Annotated in this window: 24 protein-coding genes; 11 read left to right on the top strand and 13 right to left on the bottom strand. The window is 70.3% G+C overall.

Going from position 1 to position 24205, the window contains the following annotated elements; all coding sequences use genetic code 11:
* The 4 genes from EYW40_RS02565 (at position 1) to EYW40_RS02550 (ending at position 5516) form a co-directional block, all read left to right on the top strand.
* Positions 1–1539: a complex I subunit 4 family protein gene (locus EYW40_RS02565; protein ID WP_135820055.1), complete on the top strand. Its 1539-nt coding sequence runs from the start codon at positions 1–3 to the stop codon at positions 1537–1539.
* Entirely contained in the window at positions 1539–3047 is a 1509-nt protein-coding gene (locus EYW40_RS02560) for an NADH-quinone oxidoreductase subunit N (RefSeq protein ID WP_135820054.1), read from the top strand. The genes EYW40_RS02565 and EYW40_RS02560 overlap by 1 nt, the downstream gene beginning before the upstream one ends.
* A gap of 105 nt (positions 3048–3152) precedes the next feature.
* Positions 3153–4655 carry a DHH family phosphoesterase gene (locus tag EYW40_RS02555; protein WP_135820053.1) on the top strand — a complete coding sequence of 501 codons (1503 nt, stop codon included), beginning with the start codon at positions 3153–3155 and terminating at the stop codon, positions 4653–4655.
* A 69-nt stretch (positions 4656–4724) separates the two neighbouring features.
* Positions 4725–5516: a CBS domain-containing protein gene (locus EYW40_RS02550; RefSeq protein ID WP_135820052.1), complete on the top strand. Its 792-nt coding sequence runs from the start codon at positions 4725–4727 to the stop codon at positions 5514–5516.
* Here EYW40_RS02550 and EYW40_RS02545 read toward each other — a convergent pair whose 3' ends face one another.
* Positions 5517–6434 (bottom strand): winged helix-turn-helix domain-containing protein, encoded by a 918-nt coding sequence (locus tag EYW40_RS02545; RefSeq protein WP_135820051.1) that lies wholly within the window; start codon positions 6432–6434, stop codon positions 5517–5519.
* A gap of 115 nt (positions 6435–6549) precedes the next feature.
* On the opposite strand from EYW40_RS02545, the gene EYW40_RS02540 reads away from it, so the two are divergent.
* From EYW40_RS02540 to EYW40_RS02525, 4 genes are all read left to right on the top strand, one after another.
* Positions 6550–7608, top strand: a complete 1059-nt coding sequence (locus EYW40_RS02540; protein ID WP_135820050.1) for an ABC transporter ATP-binding protein — start codon at positions 6550–6552, stop codon at positions 7606–7608.
* Positions 7605–8420, top strand: a complete 816-nt coding sequence (locus EYW40_RS02535) for an ABC transporter permease (RefSeq protein ID WP_135820049.1) — start codon at positions 7605–7607, stop codon at positions 8418–8420. The genes EYW40_RS02540 and EYW40_RS02535 overlap by 4 nt, the downstream gene beginning before the upstream one ends.
* A gap of 49 nt (positions 8421–8469) precedes the next feature.
* The gene (locus EYW40_RS02530; RefSeq protein ID WP_135820048.1) at positions 8470–10170 is read left to right on the top strand and encodes an acyl-CoA mutase large subunit family protein; all 1701 of its coding nucleotides are present in this window, start codon (positions 8470–8472) and stop codon (positions 10168–10170) included.
* Positions 10171–10310: 140 nt separating this feature from the next.
* The gene (locus tag EYW40_RS02525) at positions 10311–11930 is read left to right on the top strand and encodes a long-chain-fatty-acid--CoA ligase (protein ID WP_135820047.1); all 1620 of its coding nucleotides are present in this window, start codon (positions 10311–10313) and stop codon (positions 11928–11930) included.
* Here the strand turns inward: EYW40_RS02525 and EYW40_RS02520 are convergent.
* From EYW40_RS02520 to EYW40_RS02505, 4 genes are all read right to left on the bottom strand, one after another.
* Positions 11927–12199, bottom strand: a complete 273-nt coding sequence (locus EYW40_RS02520) for a DUF7520 family protein (RefSeq protein WP_135820046.1) — start codon at positions 12197–12199, stop codon at positions 11927–11929. The genes EYW40_RS02525 and EYW40_RS02520 overlap by 4 nt on opposite strands.
* A 219-nt stretch (positions 12200–12418) precedes the next feature.
* A complete protein-coding gene (locus EYW40_RS02515; RefSeq protein WP_135820611.1) occupies positions 12419–14173 on the bottom strand; it encodes a cbb3-type cytochrome c oxidase subunit I in 1755 nt (584 codons plus the stop codon).
* 173 nt (positions 14174–14346) lie between these two features.
* Positions 14347–14601, bottom strand: coding sequence for a DUF6684 family protein (locus tag EYW40_RS02510; RefSeq protein WP_135820045.1), 255 nt, complete (start codon positions 14599–14601; stop codon positions 14347–14349).
* A gap of 73 nt (positions 14602–14674) precedes the next feature.
* A complete protein-coding gene (locus tag EYW40_RS02505; protein WP_135820044.1) occupies positions 14675–15091 on the bottom strand; it encodes a DUF7541 family protein in 417 nt (138 codons plus the stop codon).
* A 99-nt stretch (positions 15092–15190) separates the two neighbouring features.
* On the opposite strand from EYW40_RS02505, the gene EYW40_RS02500 reads away from it, so the two are divergent.
* Positions 15191–16357 (top strand): thiolase C-terminal domain-containing protein, encoded by a 1167-nt coding sequence (locus tag EYW40_RS02500; RefSeq protein WP_135820043.1) that lies wholly within the window; start codon positions 15191–15193, stop codon positions 16355–16357.
* Positions 16358–16412: 55 nt separating this feature from the next.
* A complete protein-coding gene (locus EYW40_RS02495) occupies positions 16413–16808 on the top strand; it encodes a Zn-ribbon domain-containing OB-fold protein (protein WP_135820042.1) in 396 nt (131 codons plus the stop codon).
* On the opposite strand, the gene EYW40_RS02490 is transcribed toward EYW40_RS02495, so the two are convergent.
* The 3 genes from EYW40_RS02490 to EYW40_RS02480 are packed head-to-tail and all read right to left on the bottom strand — an operon-like array spanning position 16785 to position 19208.
* Positions 16785–17723 carry an alpha/beta fold hydrolase gene (locus EYW40_RS02490; protein ID WP_135820041.1) on the bottom strand — a complete coding sequence of 313 codons (939 nt, stop codon included), beginning with the start codon at positions 17721–17723 and terminating at the stop codon, positions 16785–16787. The genes EYW40_RS02495 and EYW40_RS02490 overlap by 24 nt on opposite strands.
* A 25-nt stretch (positions 17724–17748) precedes the next feature.
* The gene (gene meaB / locus EYW40_RS02485; RefSeq protein WP_135820040.1) at positions 17749–18801 is read right to left on the bottom strand and encodes a methylmalonyl Co-A mutase-associated GTPase MeaB; all 1053 of its coding nucleotides are present in this window, start codon (positions 18799–18801) and stop codon (positions 17749–17751) included.
* On the bottom strand, positions 18798–19208 hold the full coding sequence (locus tag EYW40_RS02480) for a cobalamin B12-binding domain-containing protein (RefSeq protein WP_135820039.1): 411 nt from the start codon (positions 19206–19208) through the stop codon (positions 18798–18800). Before EYW40_RS02480 ends, meaB begins: the two co-directional genes overlap by 4 nt.
* Positions 19209–19436: 228 nt before the next feature.
* Between EYW40_RS02480 and EYW40_RS02475 the strand changes: the two genes are divergently transcribed.
* Positions 19437–19775: a DUF7344 domain-containing protein gene (locus EYW40_RS02475; protein ID WP_135820038.1), complete on the top strand. Its 339-nt coding sequence runs from the start codon at positions 19437–19439 to the stop codon at positions 19773–19775.
* On the opposite strand, the gene EYW40_RS02470 is transcribed toward EYW40_RS02475, so the two are convergent.
* The 5 genes from EYW40_RS02470 to EYW40_RS02450 form a co-directional block, all read right to left on the bottom strand.
* A complete protein-coding gene (locus EYW40_RS02470; RefSeq protein WP_135820037.1) occupies positions 19776–20522 on the bottom strand; it encodes an ABC transporter permease in 747 nt (248 codons plus the stop codon).
* Positions 20522–21445 carry an ABC transporter ATP-binding protein gene (locus EYW40_RS02465; protein ID WP_135820036.1) on the bottom strand — a complete coding sequence of 308 codons (924 nt, stop codon included), beginning with the start codon at positions 21443–21445 and terminating at the stop codon, positions 20522–20524. The genes EYW40_RS02470 and EYW40_RS02465 overlap by 1 nt, the downstream gene beginning before the upstream one ends.
* An 84-nt stretch (positions 21446–21529) precedes the next feature.
* Positions 21530–21943, bottom strand: a complete 414-nt coding sequence (locus EYW40_RS02460) for a hypothetical protein (RefSeq protein ID WP_135820035.1) — start codon at positions 21941–21943, stop codon at positions 21530–21532.
* Positions 21944–21947: 4 nt separating this feature from the next.
* The gene (locus tag EYW40_RS02455; protein ID WP_135820034.1) at positions 21948–22619 is read right to left on the bottom strand and encodes a DUF7546 family protein; all 672 of its coding nucleotides are present in this window, start codon (positions 22617–22619) and stop codon (positions 21948–21950) included.
* Positions 22616–24052, bottom strand: a complete 1437-nt coding sequence (locus EYW40_RS02450) for a heme o synthase (RefSeq protein ID WP_135820033.1) — start codon at positions 24050–24052, stop codon at positions 22616–22618. Before EYW40_RS02450 ends, EYW40_RS02455 begins: the two co-directional genes overlap by 4 nt.
* Positions 24053–24205 lie beyond the last annotated feature (153 nt).

Here is a 24205-nt window from a genome sequence, read left to right as displayed (position 1 = left end):
ATGTTGATAGAGACGCTCATGGCGGTCACGTTCGTCGGGTCGCTGGTCGCTTTCGTCGCGCCGAACCGCTACGCCGGCGAGCTGGCGGCGGCGATCAGCGTGCTCCCCCTGGTCGGGAGCCTCGTGATGTACAGCCGCTTCGACGGGTCGGGCAACGCCCTGCTTGAGGGCGGGTCGCTCGCCTTCGAGAACTCGGCCGAGTGGATCACGCTCGGCTCGTACTCGCTCAACTGGCACGTCGGGCTGGACGGCATCAGCATGCCGCTCATCGTCCTGACGACGGTGCTGACGACGCTTGCCATCGTCTCGGCGTGGACCCCCATCGACGAGCGCCAGTCCCAGTTCTACGGGCTGGTGCTGTTCATGGAGGCGGGCCTGCTCGGCGTGTTCGCCGCGCTGGACTTCTTCGTCTGGTTCGTCTTCTGGGAGGCCGTGCTGGTCCCGCTGTACCTGCTCATCGGCGTCTGGGGCGGCCCGCGCCGGAAGTACGCGGCGATCAAGGTGTTCGTCTACACCAACGTCGCCAGCCTGGCGATGTTCATCGGCTTCGTCGCGCTCGTCTTCAACCTGCCAGTCGACACGTTCGACCTGCCGACGGTCGCCCAGTCGCTCAACGCGGGCGAACTGACGGCGCCGAGCTGGACGAGCGTGAGCACGCTCAAGAACGCCGCGTTCCTCGTGATGTTCGCCGGGTTCGCGGTGAAGGTGCCCGTCGTCCCGTTCCACACGTGGCTGCCGGACGCCCACGTCGAGGCCCCGACGCCCGTGTCGGTGCTTCTGGCCGGCGTCCTGCTGAAGATGGGGACGTACGCGCTGCTGCGGTTCAACTTCACGATGCTGTCGGACGTGGCCGCCGCCAACGCCGAACTCATCGCCATCTTCGCCGTGGTGAGCGTCATCTACGGCGCGCTGCTGGCGCTGGCCCAGCAGGACCTGAAACGCATCGTCGCGTACTCCTCGGTCTCCTCGATGGGGTACGTGATACTGGGCCTCGTCGCGTACACGACGTACGGCGTCGGCGGCGCGACGTTCCAGATGATCTCCCACGGCCTCATCTCGGGGCTGATGTTCATGGCGGTCGGCGTCATCTACAACACGACCCACACCCGGATGGTGACGGACATGTCCGGGCTGGCCGACCGCATGCCGGTGACGGTCGGCATCCTCATCGGCGGCGCCTTCGGCTACATGGGCCTGCCGCTGATGTCCGGCTTCGCCGCCGAGTTCTTCGTGTTCCTCGGCGCGTTCCGCTCGGGCACGCTCTCGGGCGCGCCGGTGTTCACGGCGGTGGCGATGTTCGGCATCGTCATCGTGGCGGGCTACCTGCTGTTCGCGATGCAGCGGACGCTGTTCGGTCCCTTCCGGCTGGACACCGACTACGAGGTGACGCGCGCGCCGCTGCACGACGTCGCCCCGCTGTTCGCGCTACTGCTGCTCGTCATCGCGCTCGGCGTCGCGCCGGATCTCTTCTTCGAGATGATCCGGGACGCCGTCAACCAGATGCCCCTCGTTGAAGCGGGCCTCGGAGGTGGTCACTGATGGCTGCATACGAACTCCCGACCTGGGCCGCGCTCGCGCCGGCGCTGATCCTGGCCGCGACGTCGCTGGTCCTGCTCGTCGTCGACAGCATCGACCCCGACTCGTCGAACCGCCCGGCGCTCGCCGGCACCGCGACCGCCGGGAGCCTGCTCGCGCTCGCGGTCACGGGCTGGTATCTCATGGCCGGCGTCGGCGATCCGAACGGTCGCGGCGTCATCGAGCTGTTCGGCGGCCAGCTGGTCGTCGACCAGGCCAGCCTGCTGTTCACGTTCATCTTCACGAGCGTGACGTCGATGGTGACCGTCGCGAGCTACGACTACCTGCGCGACCACAGCTACCAGGCGGAGTACTACTCGCTCATCATGCTCGCGGCGACGGGCATGGCGACGATGGCGAGCGCGACGAGCCTGGCGACCGTGTTCGTCAGCTTCGAACTGCTCAGCCTCTCGTCGTACGCGCTGGTCGCGTTCCTGAAGGAGAACCGCGGGAGCGTCGAGGCGGGGCTGAAGTACTTCCTCGTCGGCGCGCTCTCCTCGGCGGTGTTCGTCTACGGCATCAGCCTCGTGTACGCCGTCACCGGCTCGCTCGAACTGGCGGCCGTCGCGGAGGCCGCCGCCGGCACGGAACTGGTCGGCGTGCTCGGCGTCGGCGTGTTGCTGGTGCTGGGCGGGATCGCGTTCAAGACCGCCAGCGTGCCGTTCCACTTCTGGGCGCCGGAGGCATACGAGGGCGCGCCAGCGCCGATCAGCGCGTTCCTCTCCTCGGCGTCGAAGGCCGCCGGCTTCGTCGTCGCGTTCCGCGTGTTCACGGTCGCGTTCCCGGTCGACGCGTTCCTCGACATGGGGATCGACTGGGTGTTCGCGATCCAGATCCTCGCGGTGGTGACGATGACGCTGGGCAACTTCGCGGCGGCGACCCAGGACGAGGTCAAGCGCATGCTCGCGTACTCCTCGGTCGGGCACGCCGGCTACGCGCTCATCGGGCTCGCGGCGATCACCGGGCCGAACAGCGAACTCGTGCTCGGGGCCGGGATGATGCACCTGCTCGTCTACGGCTTCATGAACACCGGCGCGTTCCTGTTCATCGCGCTGACCGAATACTGGGACGTGGGCCGCACGTTCGAGGACTTCAACGGACTGGCCGCCCGCGCGCCGGTCGCCTCGCTCGCGATGACGGTGTTCATGTTCAGCCTCGCCGGCCTGCCGCCCTTCGGCGGCTTCGCCAGCAAGTACATCCTGTTCATGGGCGCGGTCAACGCCGGCTTCTGGTGGCTGGCCGCTATCGGCGCGATAAACAGCGCGCTGTCGCTGTACTACTACTCGCGGGTCGTCAAGGCCCTCTGGATCGAGGACCCCGGCGACGACGTCGCGAGCATCGGCATCCGGAGTCAGCCGGTCGGGCTGTACGCGGCCATCGTGGTCGCGGCCGTCGTGACGGTCGCGCTGCTGCCCGCGTTCGGCCCCGTCTCCTCGACGGCGGTCGACGCGGCGACGACGCTGCTGCCCTGACCGGTCCGTCGACCCGTTTCGACCCGCGTTGACCCGGTTTCCGCTTCTCGCATCGCCGCCCGCCCGTAGCGCTACGTTTTAACCGTCGGAGCCGAGAGTGAGCGTATGGTATCCCGGCTACTGCTGGGGTGTGGGTCCGTCGGGCGGCGTCTCATCGAGTCGGTGGCGGACCGGGACGGGGAGCTGAACGTCGTCTGTTCCGACCGCGACCACGTGCAGACGCTCCGCGAGGACGGCGTCCCGGCGCGGCGGGCGGACCCGACCGACGCGGCGGCCGTCTCCGAGATCGCGCCCGAGGCGGACACCGTCGTCGTCGCCGGCGACGACCCGCGGAGGAACGTCGCGGCGGCGGAACTCGCACGGGAGCTGTACCCCGACGCGTTCCGGCTGGCCTACGTCGGGGTCGGCGCGACGCCGGCGGACAGGGCGGCCATCGAGGCGGCCGTCGACTCGGTCGTCGACCCCGGGACGGCGACGGCGGCGCACGTCGTTGACCTCGTCGCCAGCGAGGCGGGCGTCCAGTCGCGCCGCCTGCGGCGGACGCTCCGGCGGATCGACGGGACGCTCGCAGTCGTCATGCACGACAACCCGGACCCCGACGCCATCGCCAGCGCGGTCGCGCTGTCCCGGATCGCGGCCGCCGTCGGCGTCGAGACGGTGGTCTGTTACTACGGCGAGATAAGCCACCAGGAGAACCGGGCGCTCGTGAACCTGCTCGAACTCGACCTGCGGCAACTCGGCCCCGGGGACGACGTCTCCGTGTTCGGCGGGATCGCCCTGGTCGACCACTCCCAGCCGGGGGTCAACGACCAGCTCCCGGAGGGGACGCCCGTCGACGTGGTCATCGACCACCACCCGCCCCGCGCGCCGGTCGAGGCGAAGTTCGTCGACCTGCGGAGCGACGTGGGCGCGACCAGCACGCTGCTGACCGGCTACCTCCGGCAGTTCGGCGTGGGGATCGACCGGACGGTCGCGACGGCGCTCCTGTACGGCATCCGGATCGACACCGCCGACTTCAGCAGGGAGGTGTCGGCCGCGGACTTCGAGGCGGCGGCGGCGCTGTTGCCCCACGCGGACGACGGCGTGCTGGAGCGCGTCGAGTCGCCGAGCGTCGACCCGGAGACGTTCGAGACGGTCGCCGCCGCGATCCGCAACCGCGAGGTCGACGACGGCGTCCTCTGCTCCTGCGTCGGCGAAGTCGCCGAGCGCGACGCGCTCGCCCAGGCCGCCGACAGGCTGCTGGACATGGACGGCGTCCACACCACCGTCGTCTACGGGTACGACGGCGGCGTCGTCTACGTCTCGGCCCGCACCCGCGGCTCGGACCTGGACCTCGGGGCGACGCTCCGGACGGCGTTCGACCGGATCGGGAGCGCGGGCGGGCACGCCGACATGGCCGGCGCCCAGATTCCGCTCGGCGTCATCGGCGAGGTGGAGGGCGACGAGCGGCTGGAGGCCGTCGTCCGCGACGTGGTCACCGACCGGTTCTTCGACGCGGTGCGCGAACGGCGGCTCGACCGCGAGAGCTCGTTTCTCCCCGACGTGGACGCGGCGTTCCCGTACGTCGGCGACGGCGAGGCCGAACCGCCGGACGACGCCGACCCCTGAGCGGGCGGAGCCGGGGCGGCGCGACCGCCCAACGCGGGGTTTTTGGGCCGCGCGACCCTCCGGTCCGTCATGAGCGACGCCGAGGGCAGGGCCCGAGTGCGGGAGTACATGACCCGCGACGTGGCGACGGTATCGCCCGACGACTCCGTCGGGACCGTCTCCGAGCGGATCGCGGCGAGCGACGAACACTCCGGGTTCCCGGTGACGGACCGCCGGCGGGTCGAGGGGTTCATCACCGCGCGGGACCTCCTGCTGGCGGACGACGACGCCCCCATCTTCACGGTGATGACCGACGACCTCATCGTCGCCCATCCGGAGATGAAGGTGACCGACGCCGCCCGCGTCATCCTGCGGTCGGGCATCCAGAAGCTCCCGGTCGTCGACGACGCCGGCAACCTCGTCGGCATCATCAGCAACGCCGACGTGATCCGAAGCCACATCGAGCGGGCGACGCCGGAGAAGGTGGGCAAGCTCCGGCGGACCCTGGAGAACATCCACGGCATCGACCTCCGGGAGGAGCGCCGCGAGGTCCCGCTCGACGAACTGGTCCCGACGCAGGGCCGGGTGTACGCCGACGAACTGGAGGGGCGGCGCTACGAACTGGAGCGTGGCCTCGCGGAGCCGCTCGTCGTCATCGACAACAACGGGACGCTCCTGCTTGCCGACGGCCACCACCGCGTGCTCGCGGCCGACCGGCTCGACCTCGGCGAGATGGACGCGTACGTCATCGTCGTCGACGACGACGTGACGCTCGGCATGGAGCGTACCGCCGACGAGGAGGGCCTCGAGAGCCTCTCGGACGTGGAGGTGGTCGACTACGCCCGCCACCCGCTCGTCGAGACGACCGAGCGACTGCAGTAATCAGGGTCCAGCCACTTTGACAACCGACGCTGCCCCATCGAGCAGGAGCTCCAGCCTGTCGTCGTCGAGTTCCACGTCGACGCGGACCCGGACGGGGTCCTCGCTCACGACGACGCCGTTTTCGGCGGTCAGAAACTCCAGATCGAGGTAGCTCCGGTCGCGGATGTCGACGCCCCGGTCGTAGTAGAAGGCGACGACCGCGGGGTGCTCGACGACACAGGCCGCTGCAGGGACACAAAACACCATCCCGCAGTCGGCACACGACAGCCGCGCGAAGACCTGCTCGGACTCGCTCTCCGGCGGCTCGGCCGGCATCGTCGTCGACACGTCCCCCCAGCAGTGGACGCAGGCCCCGCGTCGCGCGCGTTCAAGGTCGTGGCGGGCCTTCATGTCGGCCAGCGCGAGCACCGTCGACGGGTCGCGGTCGGCGACCGCGCCGCCGGGGACGCTGTTGGCGAAGACGGTGCCGTGGTCCGGGCAGGTGACCAGAAGCGTCCCGCGGCGGTACTCCGCGACGAGACCGCTCCCGCAGGCGGGACACGCCCGGTCGAGTTCCTCCCGAAACCGCCTGCTCTCGGTGTAAGTCCCCGCCCGGACGGCCCCGGCGACCTCCATAGCGGCCGTGGTCGCCACGTACTCGTCGCCCTCCTTCACCACGAACGTGTCGCGCAACTCGTCCAGGTGGTAGTTGAACCGGCCGGCGTCCCGCACGCCGACGGCCTTCCGGAGGTCGCTAAACGAGAGGCCGACCCACTCCCAGTTCCGTCGCCGGTGGTCGGCGAGCGCCTCGACTATCGTCAGTCGGGTCCCGTCGCCGAGGGCGTCGAACGCGTCTGTCGGGTCCGTTTTCGCCGGGCCGTCGTCGGCCCGCCCACGTTCGTCGTCCGCGTCGGCGCCACCTGTCGCGTCTTCGGCCATGGCCGGGCGAACGGCCGCCCCGAACATGTCGGTACCGGATCGCCGAACGTGTCAGAAGATTAACTGAAAGACCGTTCCGGAAAGCGTTAATGAGCGGCCCCCGCCAGTGAGGTGCATGTCGAGCGAAGCAACGTCCCCGCGGGCCGACGACGGAAGCGACGCGGACGGGAGCGGCGGGGCGGACCCCGACGGCACCCCCGCAGTCTCGGTGCGGAACCTGACGAAGGTGTACGGCGACGGCGGGTCGACGGTCCGGGCCGTCGACGGGATCGACCTCGACGTCGCCCCCGGGACCGCCGTCGGGATCCTCGGGCCGAACGGGGCCGGCAAGACGACCGCGATCAAGTCGATGCTCGGGCTGATAGAGCCGACCGACGGCACGGTCAGGCTCTCCGGACACGACGTGGCCGCGAACCCCCGCGCCGCCTACCGCACCGCCGGCGCGATGCTGGAGGGCGCGCGCAACGTGTACTGGCGGCTCACCGTCCGGGAGAACCTCCGGTTTTTCGCCGCCCTCGGTGGCCAGCGTCCCGACGCGCTCGCCGACCGGCACGACGCCCTGCTGGAGCAGTTCGGCCTCGCCGACAAGGCCGACGAGGCCGTCCGGGACCTCTCGCGTGGGATGAAACAGAAGACGTCGCTGGCGGCGACGCTCGCCCGCGGCGGCGACGTGGTGTTTCTGGACGAGCCGACCCTCGGCCTCGACGTCGAGAGTTCGGTCGAACTCCGGCGGGAACTGCGCCGGCTGGTCGACGGCGAGGGGACGACCGTCGTCCTCTCGAGCCACGACATGGACGTGGTCCAGGCCGTCTGCGACCGGGTCGTCATCATGAACGAGGGCGGGATCGTCGCCGACGACACCGTCGAGAACCTGCTCGACCTGTTCCGGACCCGCGCCTACGAGGTCACCGTCGACGACGCGCTCCCGGAGCCGCTCCGCCGCGAGATCCGCCGGCAGTTCGGTGGCGAGGAGTTCCGACGTGCGGGCGACCGAGAGCGGTTCGTCACGCGGGTGACCGGCGACGAGTTCTACGACCTCGTCGACGCGCTGCGGGCGGCCGACTGCACGGTGGCCTCCTGGAACGCGGTCGAGCCGGACCTGGAGGACGTGTTCCTGCACGTCACCGACGGGGACCGGCCGACGGACGGCGCGACCGGGGGTGACCGGTCGTGAGCACGCCCCCGGCGGACGGCGGGACGGCGGGACGGCTCACGCTCCTCCGCGCGGTGGTCTACAAGAAGGCCCTCCTGCTGGTCCGGTACCCTGTGAACACGCTGTCGCAGATCGTTTCGGTGTATCTCTTTTTCGCGGTCATCTTCTTCGGCGGGCGGGCCGCCGCGTCGAGCGTCGGCGGCGTCGGGAGCCTGTCGTCGACGCTCGACGGCCTCGTCGTGGGCTGGTTCCTCTGGACGATGTCGTTGACCGCCTACTTCGGGCTCGCCATGAACGTCACGCGGGAGTCCCAGTGGGGGACGCTCGAACAGCTGTACATGTCCCCCTACGGCTTCGGGAGCGTCATGGGCGCGAAGGTCGTGGCGAACGTCCTCGAAAGCCTCGTCTGGGGCGGGATCGTGCTCGCACTAATGTTGCTGACGACGGACCGGAGCCTCGCGGTCGACCTGCTGACGGTCGTCCCGATCAGCGTGTTCGCGGTCGCCTCCGTCGTCGGCGTCGGCTTCGTCTTCGCCGGGCTGGCGATGGTGTACAAGCGCGTCGAGAACGTCACGCAACTGATGCAGTTCGTGCTGATCGCGCTCATCGCCGCGCCGGTCTCCGAAGTCGCGGTCGTCCGCCTCCTGCCGCTGTCCCAGGGGAGTGCGATGCTCCAGTTGGCGATGCGGGACGGCGTCCACCTCTGGGAGTTCTCGGCCGCGAACCTCGCACTCCTCGTCGGGACCGGCGTCGGCTACGCCGCCCTCGGCTACGCCGTCTTCGCGTACTGTACCGGCGTCGCCCGTCGGCGCGGGGTGATGGGCGACTACTGACCCGGCCGGACCCGCATCATTAATGACCGTGCCGGCAATATTTACGTTCATGTACGACGATGACGATCTCGCGGCCATCCGCGAGGCCCGGGAGGAGTGGGAGGCGGAGACGCTGGACCCGACCCTGGAGCGACACGGCGAGCGGCGCGACCGCTTCGCGACGGTGTCGAACATGGACGTCGACCGCCTGTACACCCCCGAGGACGTCGCCGACGTCGACTACGAGGACGATCTGGGCTTCCCGGGCGAACCGCCCTTCACCCGCGGCCCCTACCCGACGATGTACCGCGGCCGGACGTGGACGATGCGGCAGTTCGCCGGCTTCGGCACCGCCGAGGAGACCAACGAGCGGTTCCACTACCTCACCGACGAGGGCCAGACCGGGCTGTCGACGGCGTTCGACATGCCGACGCTGATGGGGAAGGACTCCGACGACCCCCTCTCGGACGGGGAGGTCGGCAAGGAGGGCGTCGCCGTCGACACGCTCCGGGACATGGAGATACTGTTCGACGGCATCGATCTGGGCGAGGTGTCGACCTCCTTCACGATCAACCCCTCCGCGCCCGTCATCTACGCGATGTACGTCGCGCTGGCCGACCAGCAGGGCGTCCCCCGCGAGGAGATCCGTGGCACGCTCCAGAACGACATGCTGAAGGAGTTCATCGCGCAGAAGGAGTGGGTCGTCCCGCCGGAGCCCAGTCTGGACGTGGTGACCGACACCATCGAGTTCGCCGTCGACGAGACGCCGAAATTCAAGCCGATCTCGGTGTCGGGCTACCACATCCGTGAGGCCGGGTCCACGGCCGTCCAGGAACTCGCCTTCACCCTCGCGGACGGCTTCGCGTACGTCGAGGACTGCCTGGACCGCGGGCTGGACGTCGACGAGTTCGCCCCGCAACTGTCCTTTTTCTTCAACGCCCACAACTCCATCTTCGAGGAGGTCGCGAAGTTCCGCGCCGCCCGGCGCATCTACGCCCGCGTGATGAAGGAGTGGTACGGCGCGGAGGCCGACGCTTCCCGACAGCTCAAGTTCCACACGCAGACGGCCGGCCAGTCGCTGACGGCCCAACAGCCCATGAACAACGTCGTCCGCGTCACGATCCAGGCGCTGGCGGGCGTGCTCGGCGGCACGCAGAGCCTCCACACCAACAGCTTCGACGAGGCGCTGGCGCTGCCGAGCGAGGAGGCCGTCCGCGTCGCCCTGCGGACCCAGCAGATCATCGCCGAGGAGAGCGGCGCGGCCGACATCGTCGACCCGCTCGGCGGGAGCTTCGCCGTCGAGAGCCTCACCGACGACGTCGAGGCGGCGGCGATGGAGTACATCGAGGAGATCCGCGAGATGGGCGACGGCTCGGTCCGCGACGGCGTGCTCGCGGGTATCGAACGGGGGTACTTCCACCGGGAGATCCAGGACGCCTCCTACGAGTACCAGGAACGCGTCGAGTCGGGCGAGGAGGTCGTCGTCGGCGTCAACGAGTACGAGATAGAGGAGGACACCCGCCCGGAGATCCTCAAGGTCGACGAGACGGTCCAGGAGCGCCAGCGTGACCGGCTTGCGGCGGTCAAGGAGGAGCGCGACGACGAGGCCGTCGAGGCCGCGCTGGCCGCCGTCGACGAGGCGATCGGAAGCGGCGAGAACGTGATGCCGCCGATCGTCCGGGCGGTGAAGGCCTACGCCACGATGGGCGAGATCATGGACGTGTTCGAGGCCCGCCACGGCTCCTACCGGGAGACAGTCGGGACGGCCTGACGCGAACCGACGCCTCCGTGGTCCGACGGGGTGTAGATCTCCGGGTGCGGCCGCGCGCGTCGCCCACCCGCGACGGAGGTTCCCAACGGGCGAGAATATCAAAAACATCTATTATGTTTTCGGCCGTGCTGTGAACCGCGATGGAGAAGCCACTGCTAGTTACTGACTTCCTCGACCGGGCGCGCCGGCACTACGGCCAGCAGGAAGCCGTCGTCGCGACCACCGGGGAGCGGTACAGCTACGACGAACTGGGCGAACGGGCCGACCGGTTCGCCGCCTTCCTGCAGGACCGGGGGATCGAGAAGGGCGACCGCGTGGCCGTGCTCGACCCGAACACCCATTACCACCTCGAAGCGGCGTTCGGGAGCATGCAGGTCGGGGCCGTCCACACGCCGCTGAACTACCGGCTGGTGCCGGACGACTTCGAGTACATCCTCTCGGACGCGGGCGTCGACGCCGTCTACGCCGACTACGAGTACGCCGACCGGATCGAGGCAGTCCGGGACGACGTGCCCACGGAGACGTTCGTCACCAACGACGCCGGGGCCGTCGACGGCGACTGGGAGGCGTTCGACGACGTCATCGAGGCGGCCGGCACCGACTACGACCGGCCGGAGATGAGCGAGGACGACGACATCACCATCAACTACACCTCCGGGACGACCGGCGACCCGAAGGGCGTCGTCCGGACCCACCGGAACGAGGTGCTGCACGCCTACCTCGTCTCCGTCCACCAGGAACTCCGGGACGACGACGTCTACCTCTGGACCCTGCCGATGTTCCACGTCAACGGCTGGGGGCACATCTACGCCGTCACCGGGATGGGCGCGACCCACGTCTGCACCCGCGGCGTCGACGCCGAGTGGATCTTCGACACCGTCGCCGCGGAGGACGTCTCCTACCTCTGTGGCGCGCCGACCGTGTTGAACATGCTGAGCGACCACTACGACGCGCGCGACGGCGACGTCGAGACGACCGGCGACAACGACGTGCGGATCGCGACTGCCGGCAGCGCCCCGCCGGAGGCGACCATCCGCACGGTCGAGGACGAGTTTGGCTGGCGGCTCAAGCACGTCTACGGCGCGACCGAGACGGGACCGCTCATCACCACCTCCGACGCCCGTCGGCTGTTCGACGGGGACAGCGACGCCCGATTCAAGATCAAAAAGCGACAGGGGATGGGCTATCTCGGCACCGAGGTGCGCGTCGTCGACGAGAACGGCGCGGACGTCGCCCGCGACGACGCGTCGGTCGGCGAGATAGTCGTGCGGGGCAACCAGGTGATGGACCGCTACTGGAACAAGCCCGAGGCGACCGAGGAGGCGTTCACGGACCGGGTCGAGGGCTACTACCACACCGGCGACCTGGCGACCGTCGACGACAACGGCATGATCGCCATCCAGGACCGGAAGAAGGACATCATCATCTCCGGCGGGGAGAACATCTCGAGCATCGAACTCGAGGACACGCTCTACGACCACGACGCGGTCCAGCAGGTCGCGGTCATCCCCGCCCCCAGCGAGCAGTGGGGCGAGACGCCCAAGGCGTTCGTCGTCCCGTCGAACGGCGACCCCGACGACCCGCCGGTCTCGCCGGACGAACTCAAGGAGTTCTGCGAGTCGCGGCTGGCGGGGTACAAGGTCGTCCGCCGGTTCGAGTTCGTCGAGGAACTCCCGACGACGGCGACCGGCAAGGTCCAGAAGTACGAACTACGCGAGGAGGAGTGGGACGACGAGGAGGGGATGGTCGGCCAGGGCTAGGCGTCCGGGTAGCGGTTCGACACGGCCCACATCAGAAGCAGGAGGACCCCGAGGACGACGGCGATGTTCACGGCCCCGTACACCGCGAAGTTCAGCGGGTTAATCTCGAAGACGAACGGGCCGAAGCCGGCCGTCTCCGGCGCGTTCTCCTTCGCCGGGAGCACCAGCCCGACCATCGCGCCGAAGACGGCGGCGAGCGCGACGATGGCGGCGTAGATGCCAAGCACCATCCGCTTCCCGCCGACCGAGGCGTCCGTGATCGTCGACATGCACCGACGTAGGGGCGGGAACGGTTAGGCTTTTGCGCTCTCCGTCCGTACCGCGGGTATGAGCGAGAAGGAACTGCTGGGGCTCGTCCTCGGGGGGATCGTCGTGCTGATGTTCGTGATGGGGATCGTCCTCGTCATGGGGTAAGGCGGCGAAAAACGGGTCGGCGGTCGGACCGCCCGGACGAACGAACCGCGGTTAGTTTTCGGCGGCGGACGCCGTCAGGAGTCGTCGGTCGGCTCCTGCCCGCCGTCGGGGAGCGTCTCCGTCTCGTCGCCGCCGTCCATGAGCGTCGTGCTTATCTTCCGGTCGAACCAGGTCCACTCGCGGGTGTGGACGCCGTTCTCCTCCAGGTTCCACGGGTCGCCGTCCTCGATCTTCCGCCCGTCGATCCAGGAGCTCACCATGTTCCAGACGAAGATGACCTGCCCGATGAGCAGGATGAACGCGCCGACGGTGGCGAGCTGGTGGAGCACGGTGATGGTCTCGACCGGCCCGACGGTGAGCCCGCCGTAGGTGGCGTAGCGGCGCGTGAAGCCGGCGTAGCCCAGCAGGATCATGGTGAAGAACGTCAGGTTCGTGCCGATCATCGACAGCCAGAAGTGCCACTTCCCGAGCGTCCGCTGGTACATCCGCCCGGTGTACATCGGGTACCAGTAGTACAGCCCGGCGAAGCCGGCGAAGGCGATGGCGCCCATCACGACGTAGTGGAAGTGCCCGACGACGTAGTACGTGTCGTGGAGCACGAGGTCGACCGGGATGGCCGCGAGGAACACGCCCGTGACCCCGCCGATGATGAAGTTCGAGATGAACCCGATGCAGAACAGCATCGGCGTCGTCAGCCGGATGTTGCCGTTCCACATCGTCGTGATCCAGTTGAACGTCTTGACCGCGCTCGGTATGGCGATGGCCAGCGACACCGCCATGAAGCTAGCGCGGAGGCGCGGGTCGATGCCCGTCGTGAACATGTGGTGGGCCCAGACGCCGAACGAGAGCACGCCGATGGCCAGCGTGGAGTAGACGACGAACTTGAACCCGAACAGCTTCCGCCCGGCGAACCGTGGGAGGACGTAGCTGACGATCCCCATCGGCGGGAGGACGAGGATGTACACCTCGGGGTGGCCGAAGAACCAGAACAGGTGTTGCCAGAGTATCGTCCCGCCGCCCTCCACGGCGAAGAACATCGTGTCGAAGTTCCGGTCGAGCAGCAGCATCACGATCGCGCTGCCCAGAAGCGGGAAGGCAAACAGGATGAGCCCGGACTGGGTGAGGATCGTCCACGAGAAGATGTCGAGGTTCGACCAGCCGACCTCCTCGCCGCGCTCGGTGAAGATGGTGGCGATGAAGTTGATCGCCCCCATGGTCGCCGAGACTCCCGTCAGGTGGAGACCGAGCAGCATGAGGTCGACCGTGGGGTTGGTCTGCTCGACCGACAGCGGCGGGTACATGGTCCACGACGTCGCGGCGGCGTTCGACACCGCGTCGGTGAAAGGCGCGATGAAGAAGCCGCCCCAGATGAGCAACGCGCCGGGCGGGAGCAGCCAGAACGCGATGGCGTTGATCCGCGGGAACGCCATGTCGTCCGCGTCGATGAGCAGCGGGACGAGGTAGTTCGCGAACGCCGCGATGATCGGCGTCCCGAACAGGAACAGCATCGTGATCCCGTGGCTCGTCAGCAGGGCGTTGTACACCTGCGTGTTGCCCAACAGCGCGATGTTCTCCGTCGTGAGTTCGGCCCGCATGAGGACGGCGGCGAGGCCGCCCCAGACGAACGCGACGAGCGCGTACGTCCCGTACAGCAGGCCGATGTCCTTGTGGTCGACCGTCGTGAGCCAGCGGATGAGGCCGCCGGGCTTTTCCTGATGTGCGTGGCCTGTCTCGTCGCCGACGGCTCCCCCGCCCGCGAGCGGCGTGTACGAGCGCCAGTTCTCGAGGCGCGTGAGCCAGACGGCGACCCCCACGAGCAAGGCCCCCATCAGCACCGTCAGCGCTAACTGCCCTTCGATTGCCATAGGCGTTCGTCGGGATTGCAGGATTAAGAAAGATTCGGGTCCGGCTTTCGGCGGACGGTTCGGTGCCTTCCCTTACCAGTCCACTCCCGTACACGTTCGGGCCGCCGCCCCGGCCGCGAGGGGCGGAGCGTGCCTACCTACTCCGCGTCCTCGCCGGCGGCCTCGCGGGCCATCTCGTCCTCGGAGATGAGTTTGCCCGAGTAGTAGGTGAGAAACGCCAGCAACACGATCATCGAGCCGACGATGGCGAACTGGAGCGACGAGTAGGTGGCGTCCCAGCCGAAGGGGTTCGCGAACGTGAACGCGCCGATGAAAAACACCAGGATCCCCAGCGGGATGACGTTCACCGTGAGGTCCAACAGCGTCTCCCTGTCGAAAACCTTCTCTGACATGTTGGCCGCTAGTTCGTGGCCGGACGGAAATAGGTTGTCGGTTCGCCGCGGACCCGGGGCGGCGCCGACCGGGTCAGACCCGCGGCTCGGCGTTTGCCGTCGTCCAGTACTTCCCGACGACGGCCCCGACGAGCGCCAGCACGCCGGCGGCGGCGATTGCGACCCCGCGGAGGCCGATGCTGCCCGCCGTCCGCAGGCTCTCGGTGACGCTGTTGACGGCGAACGCGCCGCCGCTGTACAGGAACAGCCCGACGCCGATGGCGAGGAGCGCGACGGCAAAGCCGGACAGCAGCGGCCACGGGCTGGCGACGTAGCCGGCCTCCCGGAGGATGCCGACGACGCTCCCGACGAACATGAGGAGGCCCCCGACCGCGAGCGGGGCCAGCGGCCAGACGATGCCGACCTCCGCGATAGCGAGTCCGAACGCGATGAGAACGGGCCACGGGCTGGACATCCGATACTGGTCGCTGAGTCCCGGCTGCTCGTCCATGCGCCCGCCTAGGGGCGCGCCCGTATAGAAACCCAACGGAACGACCGCGCGGGCGGTCCGGCCCGATCCCTTTAGCCCGTGGGTCGTCTACGTGGCACCATGACAGGGGTACGCGTCGCGGGCGTCGGACTGACGGAGTTCGGAGAAACCCCCGAGCGGACGGGGCGAGACCTGTTCGGGACGGCGGCCGACCGGGCGTTCGCGGACGCGGGCGTCCCGCGGGCGGACGTCGAGTCGCTCCGGTACGGCAACTTCATGGGCGAACTCTCCGAGCGTCAGGGACACCAGGGGCCGCTGATGGCCGAGGCGGCGGGCGTCCGCGCGCCGGCGACGCGCTACGAGAGCGCCTGCGCGTCCTCGTCGGCCGCGCTCCGGGCGGCGGTCCGGGACGTCCGCAACGGCGAGGAGGAGGTCGTCCTCGTCGGCGGGGCCGAGCGGATGACCAACCTCGGGACCGCGGGCGCGACCGAGGCGCTCGCCATCGCCGCCGACGAACTGTGGGAGGTCCGGGCCGGGATGACGTTCCCGGGGGCGTACGCGCTGATGGCGCGGGCGTACTTCGAGGAGTACGGCGGCGACCGCGAGGACCTGGCCGCCATCGCCGTGAAGAACCACGCCAACGCCGTCGGCAACGACCTCGCGCAGTACCAGCGGGAGATCACGGTCGCGGACGTGCTGGACGCGCCGCCGGTGGCCGAGCCGCTCGGGCTGTACGACTCCTGCCCGATCAGCGACGGCGCGAGCGCGCTGGTGCTGGTCAGCGACGAGTACGCGGAGCGGACGGGCGTGGACGCACCGGTCGCGGTCACGGGCACGGGCCAGGGCGGCGACGGGATGGCCCTGCAGGACCGCGACTACCTCGCGCGCACGCCGGCCGCCGACGAGGCCGCCGCGGAGGCGTACGACGACGCCGGCGTCGGGCCGGGGGACGTCGACTTCGCGGAGGTCCACGACTGCTTCACCATCGCGGAGGCGCTGGCGCTGGAGTCGCTCGACCTCTACGAGACCGGCGAGGCGATCGGGGCGGCCCGGCGCGGCGAGACGACCCGGGACGGCGAACTCCCGGTGAACCTATCGGGCGGCCTGAAGGCGAAGGGCCACCCCGTCGGCGCGACGGGCGTCTCGCAGGTCGCCGAGGTGACCCAGTTGCTCCGGGGCGACCACGTCAACAGCGACGCGGTCGCGGACGCGGAGGTCGCCGTCGCGCACAACGCGGGCGGGACGGTGGCGAGTTGCATCGTCCACGTGCTGGAGGTGGCCGCATGAGCGAGCCGAGCGAGCGAACGCGGGTACGCCGGGGCTTCGCCCCGGAGGTGGCCGCATGAGCGACGACCCGACCGGCGCGCGCGACGCCGGCTACGACGACTTCCTCGACGCCGCGGAGGCCGGAGAGGCGTACTACCTGTCGTGTCCCGAGGGCCACGGCTCGCTGCCGCCGCGGACGGTGTGTCCCGACTGCGGGGACCCGGACCTGGCCGAGGAGCCGCTGCCGGCGGCCGGCGAGGTGGAGACGTTCACCGTCGCGCACGTCGCGACGCCGGCGTTCGCCGACGACGCGCCCTACGTCACGGCCATCGCGCGGTTCGGCCCGGTCCGGCTGACCGGCCAGCTACGGGGCGTCGACCCCGACGAGGCGGAGGCGGGCCTGCCGGTCGAACTCGCCGTCGAGGCGTCGGAGACGACGGGGCGGCGCTTACTCGCCTTCCGCCCGCGGTAGCTCCCGCGCGACCGCGTCGAGGAACTCGTCGGGGTGTTCGGCGTGCGGGAGCAGTCGCGCGTAGTCGATTACGACGAGCCGCGCGTCCGCCTCGTCGGCGAGGTCGCGGCCCTCCGACAGCGGCGTGATGTCGCTCTCGCGGCCCCAGACGAGCGTGACCGGGACGTCGAGGTCGGCGACCGCCTCGCTCAGGTCCAGATCCGGGTCGAGGAAGCCGCTGATGAACGACGCCGGCGCGTACCGCGCGCCGGGCTGGTGGGCGCTTTGCCACTGGTAGTCGAGTTTCTCGTCGGAGAGGTTGTCGGTGTCGTAGTAGCCGTGGTCGGCGCTGAAATAGCGGATGGAGGACTTGCTGGCGACCAGGTTGAACAGCGCCGTGCCGACCAGCGGCGACCGGAACAGGGTCCGGAGCCACACCCGCCGCCCGGGCATCGACGAGGCGGAGGGACAGACCAGCACGAGGCGCTCGAAGTCGACCGTCTCGGCGGCGGCGACCGCGTACGACCCCGTCAGCGACGACGCGACGCAGACGGCGTCCTCGGTGACGTCGCCGGCGAAGTCGGCCACGAACGACTCGTACAGCGACGCCGAGTACAGCAGCGGCGGCCGGCCGGAGCGGCCGAACCCGGGGAGGTCGGGCGCGATCACGTGGTACTCGGCGGCCAGGTCCTCGAACACCGGCGCGAACTCCATGCTCGTGCCGGCGGCGTTGACGCCGTGGAGGAGCAGCAGGTCGGGGTCCTCGGGGTCGCCGGCCTCGGTGTACGACACGTCCAGCCCGCGCCAGCGGTACGTCCCTTCGTCGCCGGGGAGAGGGGCGTCGAGCGGGTCCGCGCGCCGCGCAAGCGCCGCGTTGGCGAGCGCCGTCGCGCCGAGCCCGCCGGCCGCGGCGGCCGCGATGTTCCGGAGTCTCATGCGCCGAGGTACGGCGGCCAGCGACTTAAGCCGACCCGTCGCGGTCGGCCAGACACGCCTCGATCGGCTCGACGATCTCGTCGGCGATGGCGTACGGGTCGGTCTCGCCGTCCCGGACGGCCGCCACGAGATCGTCGATCCCCCCACGGCGGTCGAGTTCGCGCTCCAGCAGGCCGCCCGCGTCCTCGCGGAGCAGCAGGCGGATCTCCTCGGCGACCCGGCCCCGGGCCTTCTCGTCGAGCCGGCCGCTCTCGACCATGTGCTCGCGGTGGGCGGCGAGCGCCCCGATCAGATCGTCGACGCCTTCGCCGCTCGTGGCGACGGTCTCGACGACGCTCGGCGTCCAGCCGTCGCCGGCCCGGTCGGCCGTCGCGTCGCCGAGCGCGTGCTGGTCGGGACCGTGATGGCCGGCGGCCGGCGCGCCCGTGTCGCCGGCTAGCTGGATCATCTCCTTTAGCTCCTGGACCGTGCGGTCCGCGCCGGCCACGTCGGCCTTGTTGACCACGAACACGTCGCCGATCTCCAGGATGCCGGCCTTCAGCGTCTGGACCTCGTCGCCGTTACCGGGCGGCACGAGGACGGCGACGGTGTCGGCGGTGCGGACGATGTCGATCTCGTTCTGTCCGGCCCCGACCGTCTCGACGATGATCCGGTCCTTGCCGAACGCGTCCAGAGCCTTCACCGCGTCCGCGGTGGCGGCGGAGATGCCCCCGAGGTTGCCCCGCGCGCTCATCGAGCGGAAGAACACGTCCATGTCGCCGACGTTCGAGGCCATCCGGATGCGGTCGCCAAGCACCGCGCCGCCGGTGTACGGCGACGACGGGTCGACCGCGATGACGCCGACCGTGTCGCCGTCCTCGCGGAACCGCTCGGTAAGCTTGTCGACCAGCGTCGACTTGCCCGCGCCGGGGCTGCCGGTGACGCCGATCACCTCGGCGTCGCCGGTGTGCTCGTACAGCGCGGAGACGAGTTCCCGGTAGCCCGGCTCCCGGTTCTCGATCTTCGTGATGGTCCGGGCGAGCGCGCGCTGCTCCCCGGCCAGCAGCCCGTCGACGAGCGACGCCACGTCCGCGCTCATCGCTCCCGGACGTTCGCGCGGACGAACTCGATGGTCTCCTCCATCTTGGTGCCCGGCCCGAACACCTCGGCCACGCCGAGTTCCTTCAGGTGGGCCTCGTCCTCGTCGGGGATCACCCCGCCGACGAGCACGAGCGTGTCCTCGAAGGCGTCGTACTCCTTCAGCCCGTCTATCACCTTCGGGACGAGCGTGTTGTGCGCGCCCGACAGAATGGAGATACCGAGGACGTCGACGTCCTCCTGGACGGCGGCCTGGACGATCTCGTCGGGGGCCTTGTGGAGCCCGGAGTAGATCACCTCGAAGCCGGCGTCCCTGAACGCCCGCGCGATGACGTGCGCGCCCCGGTCGTGCCCGTCCAGTCCGACCTTGGCGACGAGGCATCGGATGGACCGCTGGGTCTGGCTCATGCCCCGACGTTCGACGCCCGACAGTTTGACTCTAACGGAAGTTCCTGAGGGACGGCGGGCGTCGCGGACGGAAGCCGACCGAATGGTTGACTCCGGGCGTAGTAATTATTCAACCGCCGATGCGGGTCGTGTTAACAGGTAACATTATAGTGCCGGGCGTCCAGGCGCGATGTAAGACGGCGGATCGCCGGCCGACCCGACGGGGGGCGACCGTCGAGGGAGGTGCACATGAACGGCACGACCGCGGAACTCGTAAACGAACTCGACGCGTTCGACAACGACCCGTCCCCGGACCGGTGGGACGGACTGCTCCGGGCGCTCTCGCACCGGGACCGCCGCCGCGCGCTCCGTGAACTCCGGGAGCGCGGGCGGCCGCTCGCGCTCGGGGAACTCGCGGCCGCGGTCGCCGCCCACGAAGCCGGGACGTCCGCGCCCTCTACCGACCGGGTCCGCCGCGTCGAGATCGCCCTGCACCACGTCCACGTACCGAAACTGCGGGCGGTCGGGCTGGTGACGTACGACGCCGACCGGAACGTCGTCGGACTGGCCGGCGACGGGCCGGTCTGATCAGTCGGTCCGGGGGATCGCGGCCGCGCCGACCGCGAAGGCGACGGCGGCGAGGGCGGCGAGGACCGCGAGGTCCAGCGCCGGCGACGTGCCGTAGTACGTCGCCGCGCGGACGCCCCGGGAGAAGTACGTCAGCGGCAGGAGGTCGACCAGCGGCAGGGCGTACGCCGGCAGCAGGTCCGGCGTGACGAACGTCTCCGCGAGGAACAGCATCGGCAGGGCGATGGAGTTGCTCGCGGCGATCACGCCGTCCTGCGAGTCGGCGACCCGGCCGAGCGCCGCGCCGATGCCGCAGAACAGCACCACGCCGAGCGCCACCAGCGGCACGAGCCACGGGGACGGGCGGACCGTCGCGTCGGTGATCGCGACGATGATGCCCAGCAGGAGGACGCTCGCCGCGCCGATGATCGCGACGTTGACCGCCGCGTGGGCGGCCAGCCACTCCGTCCGGGTGAGCGGCGTCGTGGCGAGTTTCTCGAAGCGGTTGCCCTCCCGATGGCGCGCGACGGTGCTCCCGACCCGCGACAGCGGCGTAAACAGGACGACGACGGCGAGATACCCCGGCACGTAGTACCCCGCCGGCTCCGTGAACAGCCCCGTCCCGGTCGGGTCGGTCCGCACCAGGGCCCCGAAGATGAGGATGATGATCACGGGGAAGAAAAACGTGAAGAAGACGGCCGTCCGCCGCCGGACGAACGAGCGCCAGGCGGCCCCGGCCTCGGCGCCGACCCGCGCGACGCGCCCCATCAGGCGTCACCCCCGGTCGCCGCGGCCGCGGCGGGGCGGACGGCCTCGCGGTCGCCGGTCAGTTCGAGGTAGACGTCCTCCAGGTCGGGTCTGGTCCAGGTCAGTTCGCCGTAGTCGACGCCCGCCGCCTCCAGCGCGTCGACGACGCCGCCGATCCCCTCGGGGTTGACGCCGTGGACGACGAGTTCGCCGTCCCGCGCCGTCACGGGGCGGTCCACGGCGACGGCGTCCGGGTCGGCGTCGGTCCGCACGACGAGGCGGCGCTCCCCGCCGTGGTCCGCGACGAGGTCGGCCGGCGACCCGACGGCGACGAGTTCGCCGTCCGCCAGGAAGCCGACGCGGTCGGCGACGCGCTCGGCCTCGGTCATGTCGTGGGTCGTGAGGAAGACGGTCGCGCCGCCGGCGGCGAGGTCGGCGATGCGCTCCTGTACCGTCCGCCGGCCGGCCGGGTCGATCCCGGTCGTCGGCTCGTCGAGGAAGAGCACGTCCGGGTCGTTGACCAGCGTGATCCCCAGACAGGTCCGGCGCTGCTGGCCGCCCGAGAGGTTCTCGTAGCGGGTGTCGGCCGCGTCGGCGACGCCGACGTCGGCCAGTACGGCGTCCGGGTCCCGCGACTCGTCGTACAGTCCGGCGTAGTAGGCGACGAGTTCGCGCGCGGTCAGGCGCGCCGGCGGGGAGAACGACTGCGGCAGGACCCCTAGCCGCGACCTGTCGACGGCCGTCGGGGAGTCGCCCAGCACCGACGCCTCGCCCGCGCTCGGCTCCGTGGTGCCCGTGAGCGCCCGGACGAGCGTCGTCTTCCCCGCGCCGTTCGGCCCGACCAGCGCGAACACTTCCCCCGCCGCGACCGACAGCGAGACGCCGTCGACCGCGACGGTCTCGCCGTACCGCTTCTCGATGCCTTCGGCGACGAGCGCGTCCATATCGGGAGCAGACGCGGGCGGGAAGTAAGGGGTTCGATCGCCGCACGGGGCGTCCGGGCGTCCCTCGGCCCGCTCCGCCGTACCTCACGCGATCCCGGCGTCCCGCAGGAGGTCAGCGACGACGTGGGCGTACACGACGACCGCCGCGAAGACGGCGAGCGGGGGGGAGACGAGCGCCAGCGCCGCCGTCAGCGCGCCGCCGACGAGCGCATGGGAGAGCAGGCGCTCCAGTTGGATCTGCTGTTCGGGGATCCCCGCGAACACCTCGTCCTGCTCGGTGAACGCGAACACGGGGTCCCGGACGCAGGCCCGCAGGTGCGACCAGTCGCCGGCGTGGCGGCGCGCGACGAGGAAGTGGTCCAGGTCGATGAACACCGACAGCAACACGCCGGCCGCGAACAGCGCCGCCAGCACGGGGACGGAAAAGGTCCCGCGCAGCGCCGCGACGCCCGCCGCCGAGACGGCCGCACCGATGAGGAGGTGTTCCCGCGAATACATCGTCTTACCGACCGAACGGTCGCCAGTACAATAACGCGACCGTGAGGACGAACACCACGGTCGACAGCTCGTGGGACCAGTTCTGGACGGCGAGCGCGAGCGCGGAGGACCCCCCGAGCAGCCCCGTCGCCAGCGACGTCAGGACCGGCCAGGTGCAACTGACACAGGAGAGCAGCCCGAGCACGCCCGAGACGGCCGCGCCGGCGGCGTCCAGCACGGTCGCGTACACGAGGTACGCGAGCGCGAGGTAGCCGACCAGCTTGTACGGCTGGAGCGAGACGGTCACCAGTTCGCCGCCGTACTGCAGCGCCGGCCCCCACCCCGGCAGCAGCCAGGCGACCCGCGGGCCGGTCGGCGGCACGTCGACCGGTGTGAACGTGGTGCCCAGCGTCACCAGCCCGCCGACGTACAGCAACACCGCGAAGTAGCCCCCGGCGACAGCCAGCGCGGTCCGGCGCTGGCCGGGCGACGCGGGCGCGGGCTCGGTCCGCAGAATCGTCCACACGCCGACGTTGATCCAGACGAGCGCGAGGGCGACGTACAGCCACCCCTCGGCGGTGAGGCGGTTGACGCCGGGGTAGAGGAGGACGGCCATCAGTTCCGTGTTGAGGACGAGCGCGGCGTACAGCAACGTTTTGCCGGCCGGAAGCGACGGGAGCGAGAGGCGGGCGTTCATAGCGCGAGCGAGTCCACGACGACCGCGATCAGCAGGACGCCGAGGTAGGCGTTCGAGGCGTGGAACGACCGCATCGCCGCGGCCTCGGTCCGCTCGCGGTGGAGCGTGATGACGGTCCGGAGGAACACCGCGCCGAAGGCGACGCTCGCCAGCGCGTACAGCAGGCCCAGGTCGCTCACCGCGGTCAGGACCGCCGCGCCCACGAGCGTCGCGGCGAGGTAGTAGACGATCTGTTTCCGCGTCTCCGCCTCGCCGCGCACCACCGGCATCATCGGGAAGCCGCCGCGGGCGTAGTCCTCCTTGTACGCCAGCGCGAGGTTGTAGAAGTGCGCGGGCGTCCACAGGAAGATGACGCCGGCGAGCGCCAGCCCGGGCACGCCGATCGAACCGGTGACCGCCGCCCAGCCGATCACCGCCGGGAGCGCGCCGGCCGCGCCGCCGATGACCGTGTTCTGGACGGTGTTTGGCTTCAACACGAGCGTGTACACGACGCTGTAAAACAGGATGGCCGTCAGCCCGAGCCCCGCCGCGAGCAGGTTCACCTGCAGGAAGGCGGTCAGCGACAGGAGCGTCAGCAGGCCGCCGAAGGCCAGCGCGTTCCGGACCGACACCACGTCGGTCGCGATGGGGCGGTCGGCGGTACGGTTCATCTTCCGGTCGATGTCGCGTTCGAGGACGTGGTTGAACGTGCCGCTCGCGCCGATGGCGAGGACGCCGCCGAGCAGGGTGAGGACGACCGTCCGGACCGTGAGCGCGGGGCCGGCCGCAAGCGCCATCCCCGCGGCGGCGACGAGACACAGCAGCCACATCAGCCGCGGCTTCATCAGCCGGAAGTAGGCGCTCCCGTACGCCTTCGCGCGTGCGAGCGGCGCGTCGGGGAGCGACGGCCGCTCGGGGTCGGGCGCGGCATCGTCGTCGATGGGGTTCGGCACGTCGACCGGCTCGCGGTCGATGTCGGTCGCCGTCTGGTCCTCCAGCAGCCAGGCGACGCCGACGACGAGGCTGCCGAAGATGAGCGTCCCGAGCGTCAGGTGGACGGCCGACACCAGGGCGGTCGCGCCGGCGACGGCTGCGACCGCGCCGACCGCGACCTGCACGGAGTAGGCGAGCGCCGCGACGGACAGCGCCGCCCGGACGCGCCGCGGCGGGTCGCCGAGCCAGGCGGCGACGCCGGTCGCGAGCACGAGCAGCCCCACCAGGAGGGCGGCGACGCGGTGGCCCCACGCGACCGCCAGCTTCGGGTCGCCGAAGTCGACGAGCCAGCCGCCCTCGCAGGCCGGCCACGTCGTGCACGCGGCGGCCGCGTCGGTGATGGCGGTCGTCGCGCCGACGATGATGAGCAGGTAGACTCCCATCGCCGTCCCGGCGACCAGCCCGGTGAAGCGGTCGCCGGTGCGGATCGGCTCCGGATACCCCTCCGATTCCACGTCCATTCTCCCTTCGGGGTTCCGGTTCCGCGTACTTAGGCTCGCCGCTTTCGCGGGACGGTCGCGGCGACGGCGGGCGGGCGACCGGGTCGCCCGACGGGGACGCGGGCGGCCGAAAAGTCAGCAGTTATTTAACCGCGAGTTCCTAAACTGCCGGCT

It is taken from the genome of Halostella litorea (genome assembly GCF_004785955.1).
Lineage (GTDB): Archaea > Halobacteriota > Halobacteria > Halobacteriales > Natronoarchaeaceae > Halostella > Halostella litorea.
Note: the sequence above shows the minus strand (reverse complement) of the source record. Positions and strands in the feature narration are given on the sequence as shown.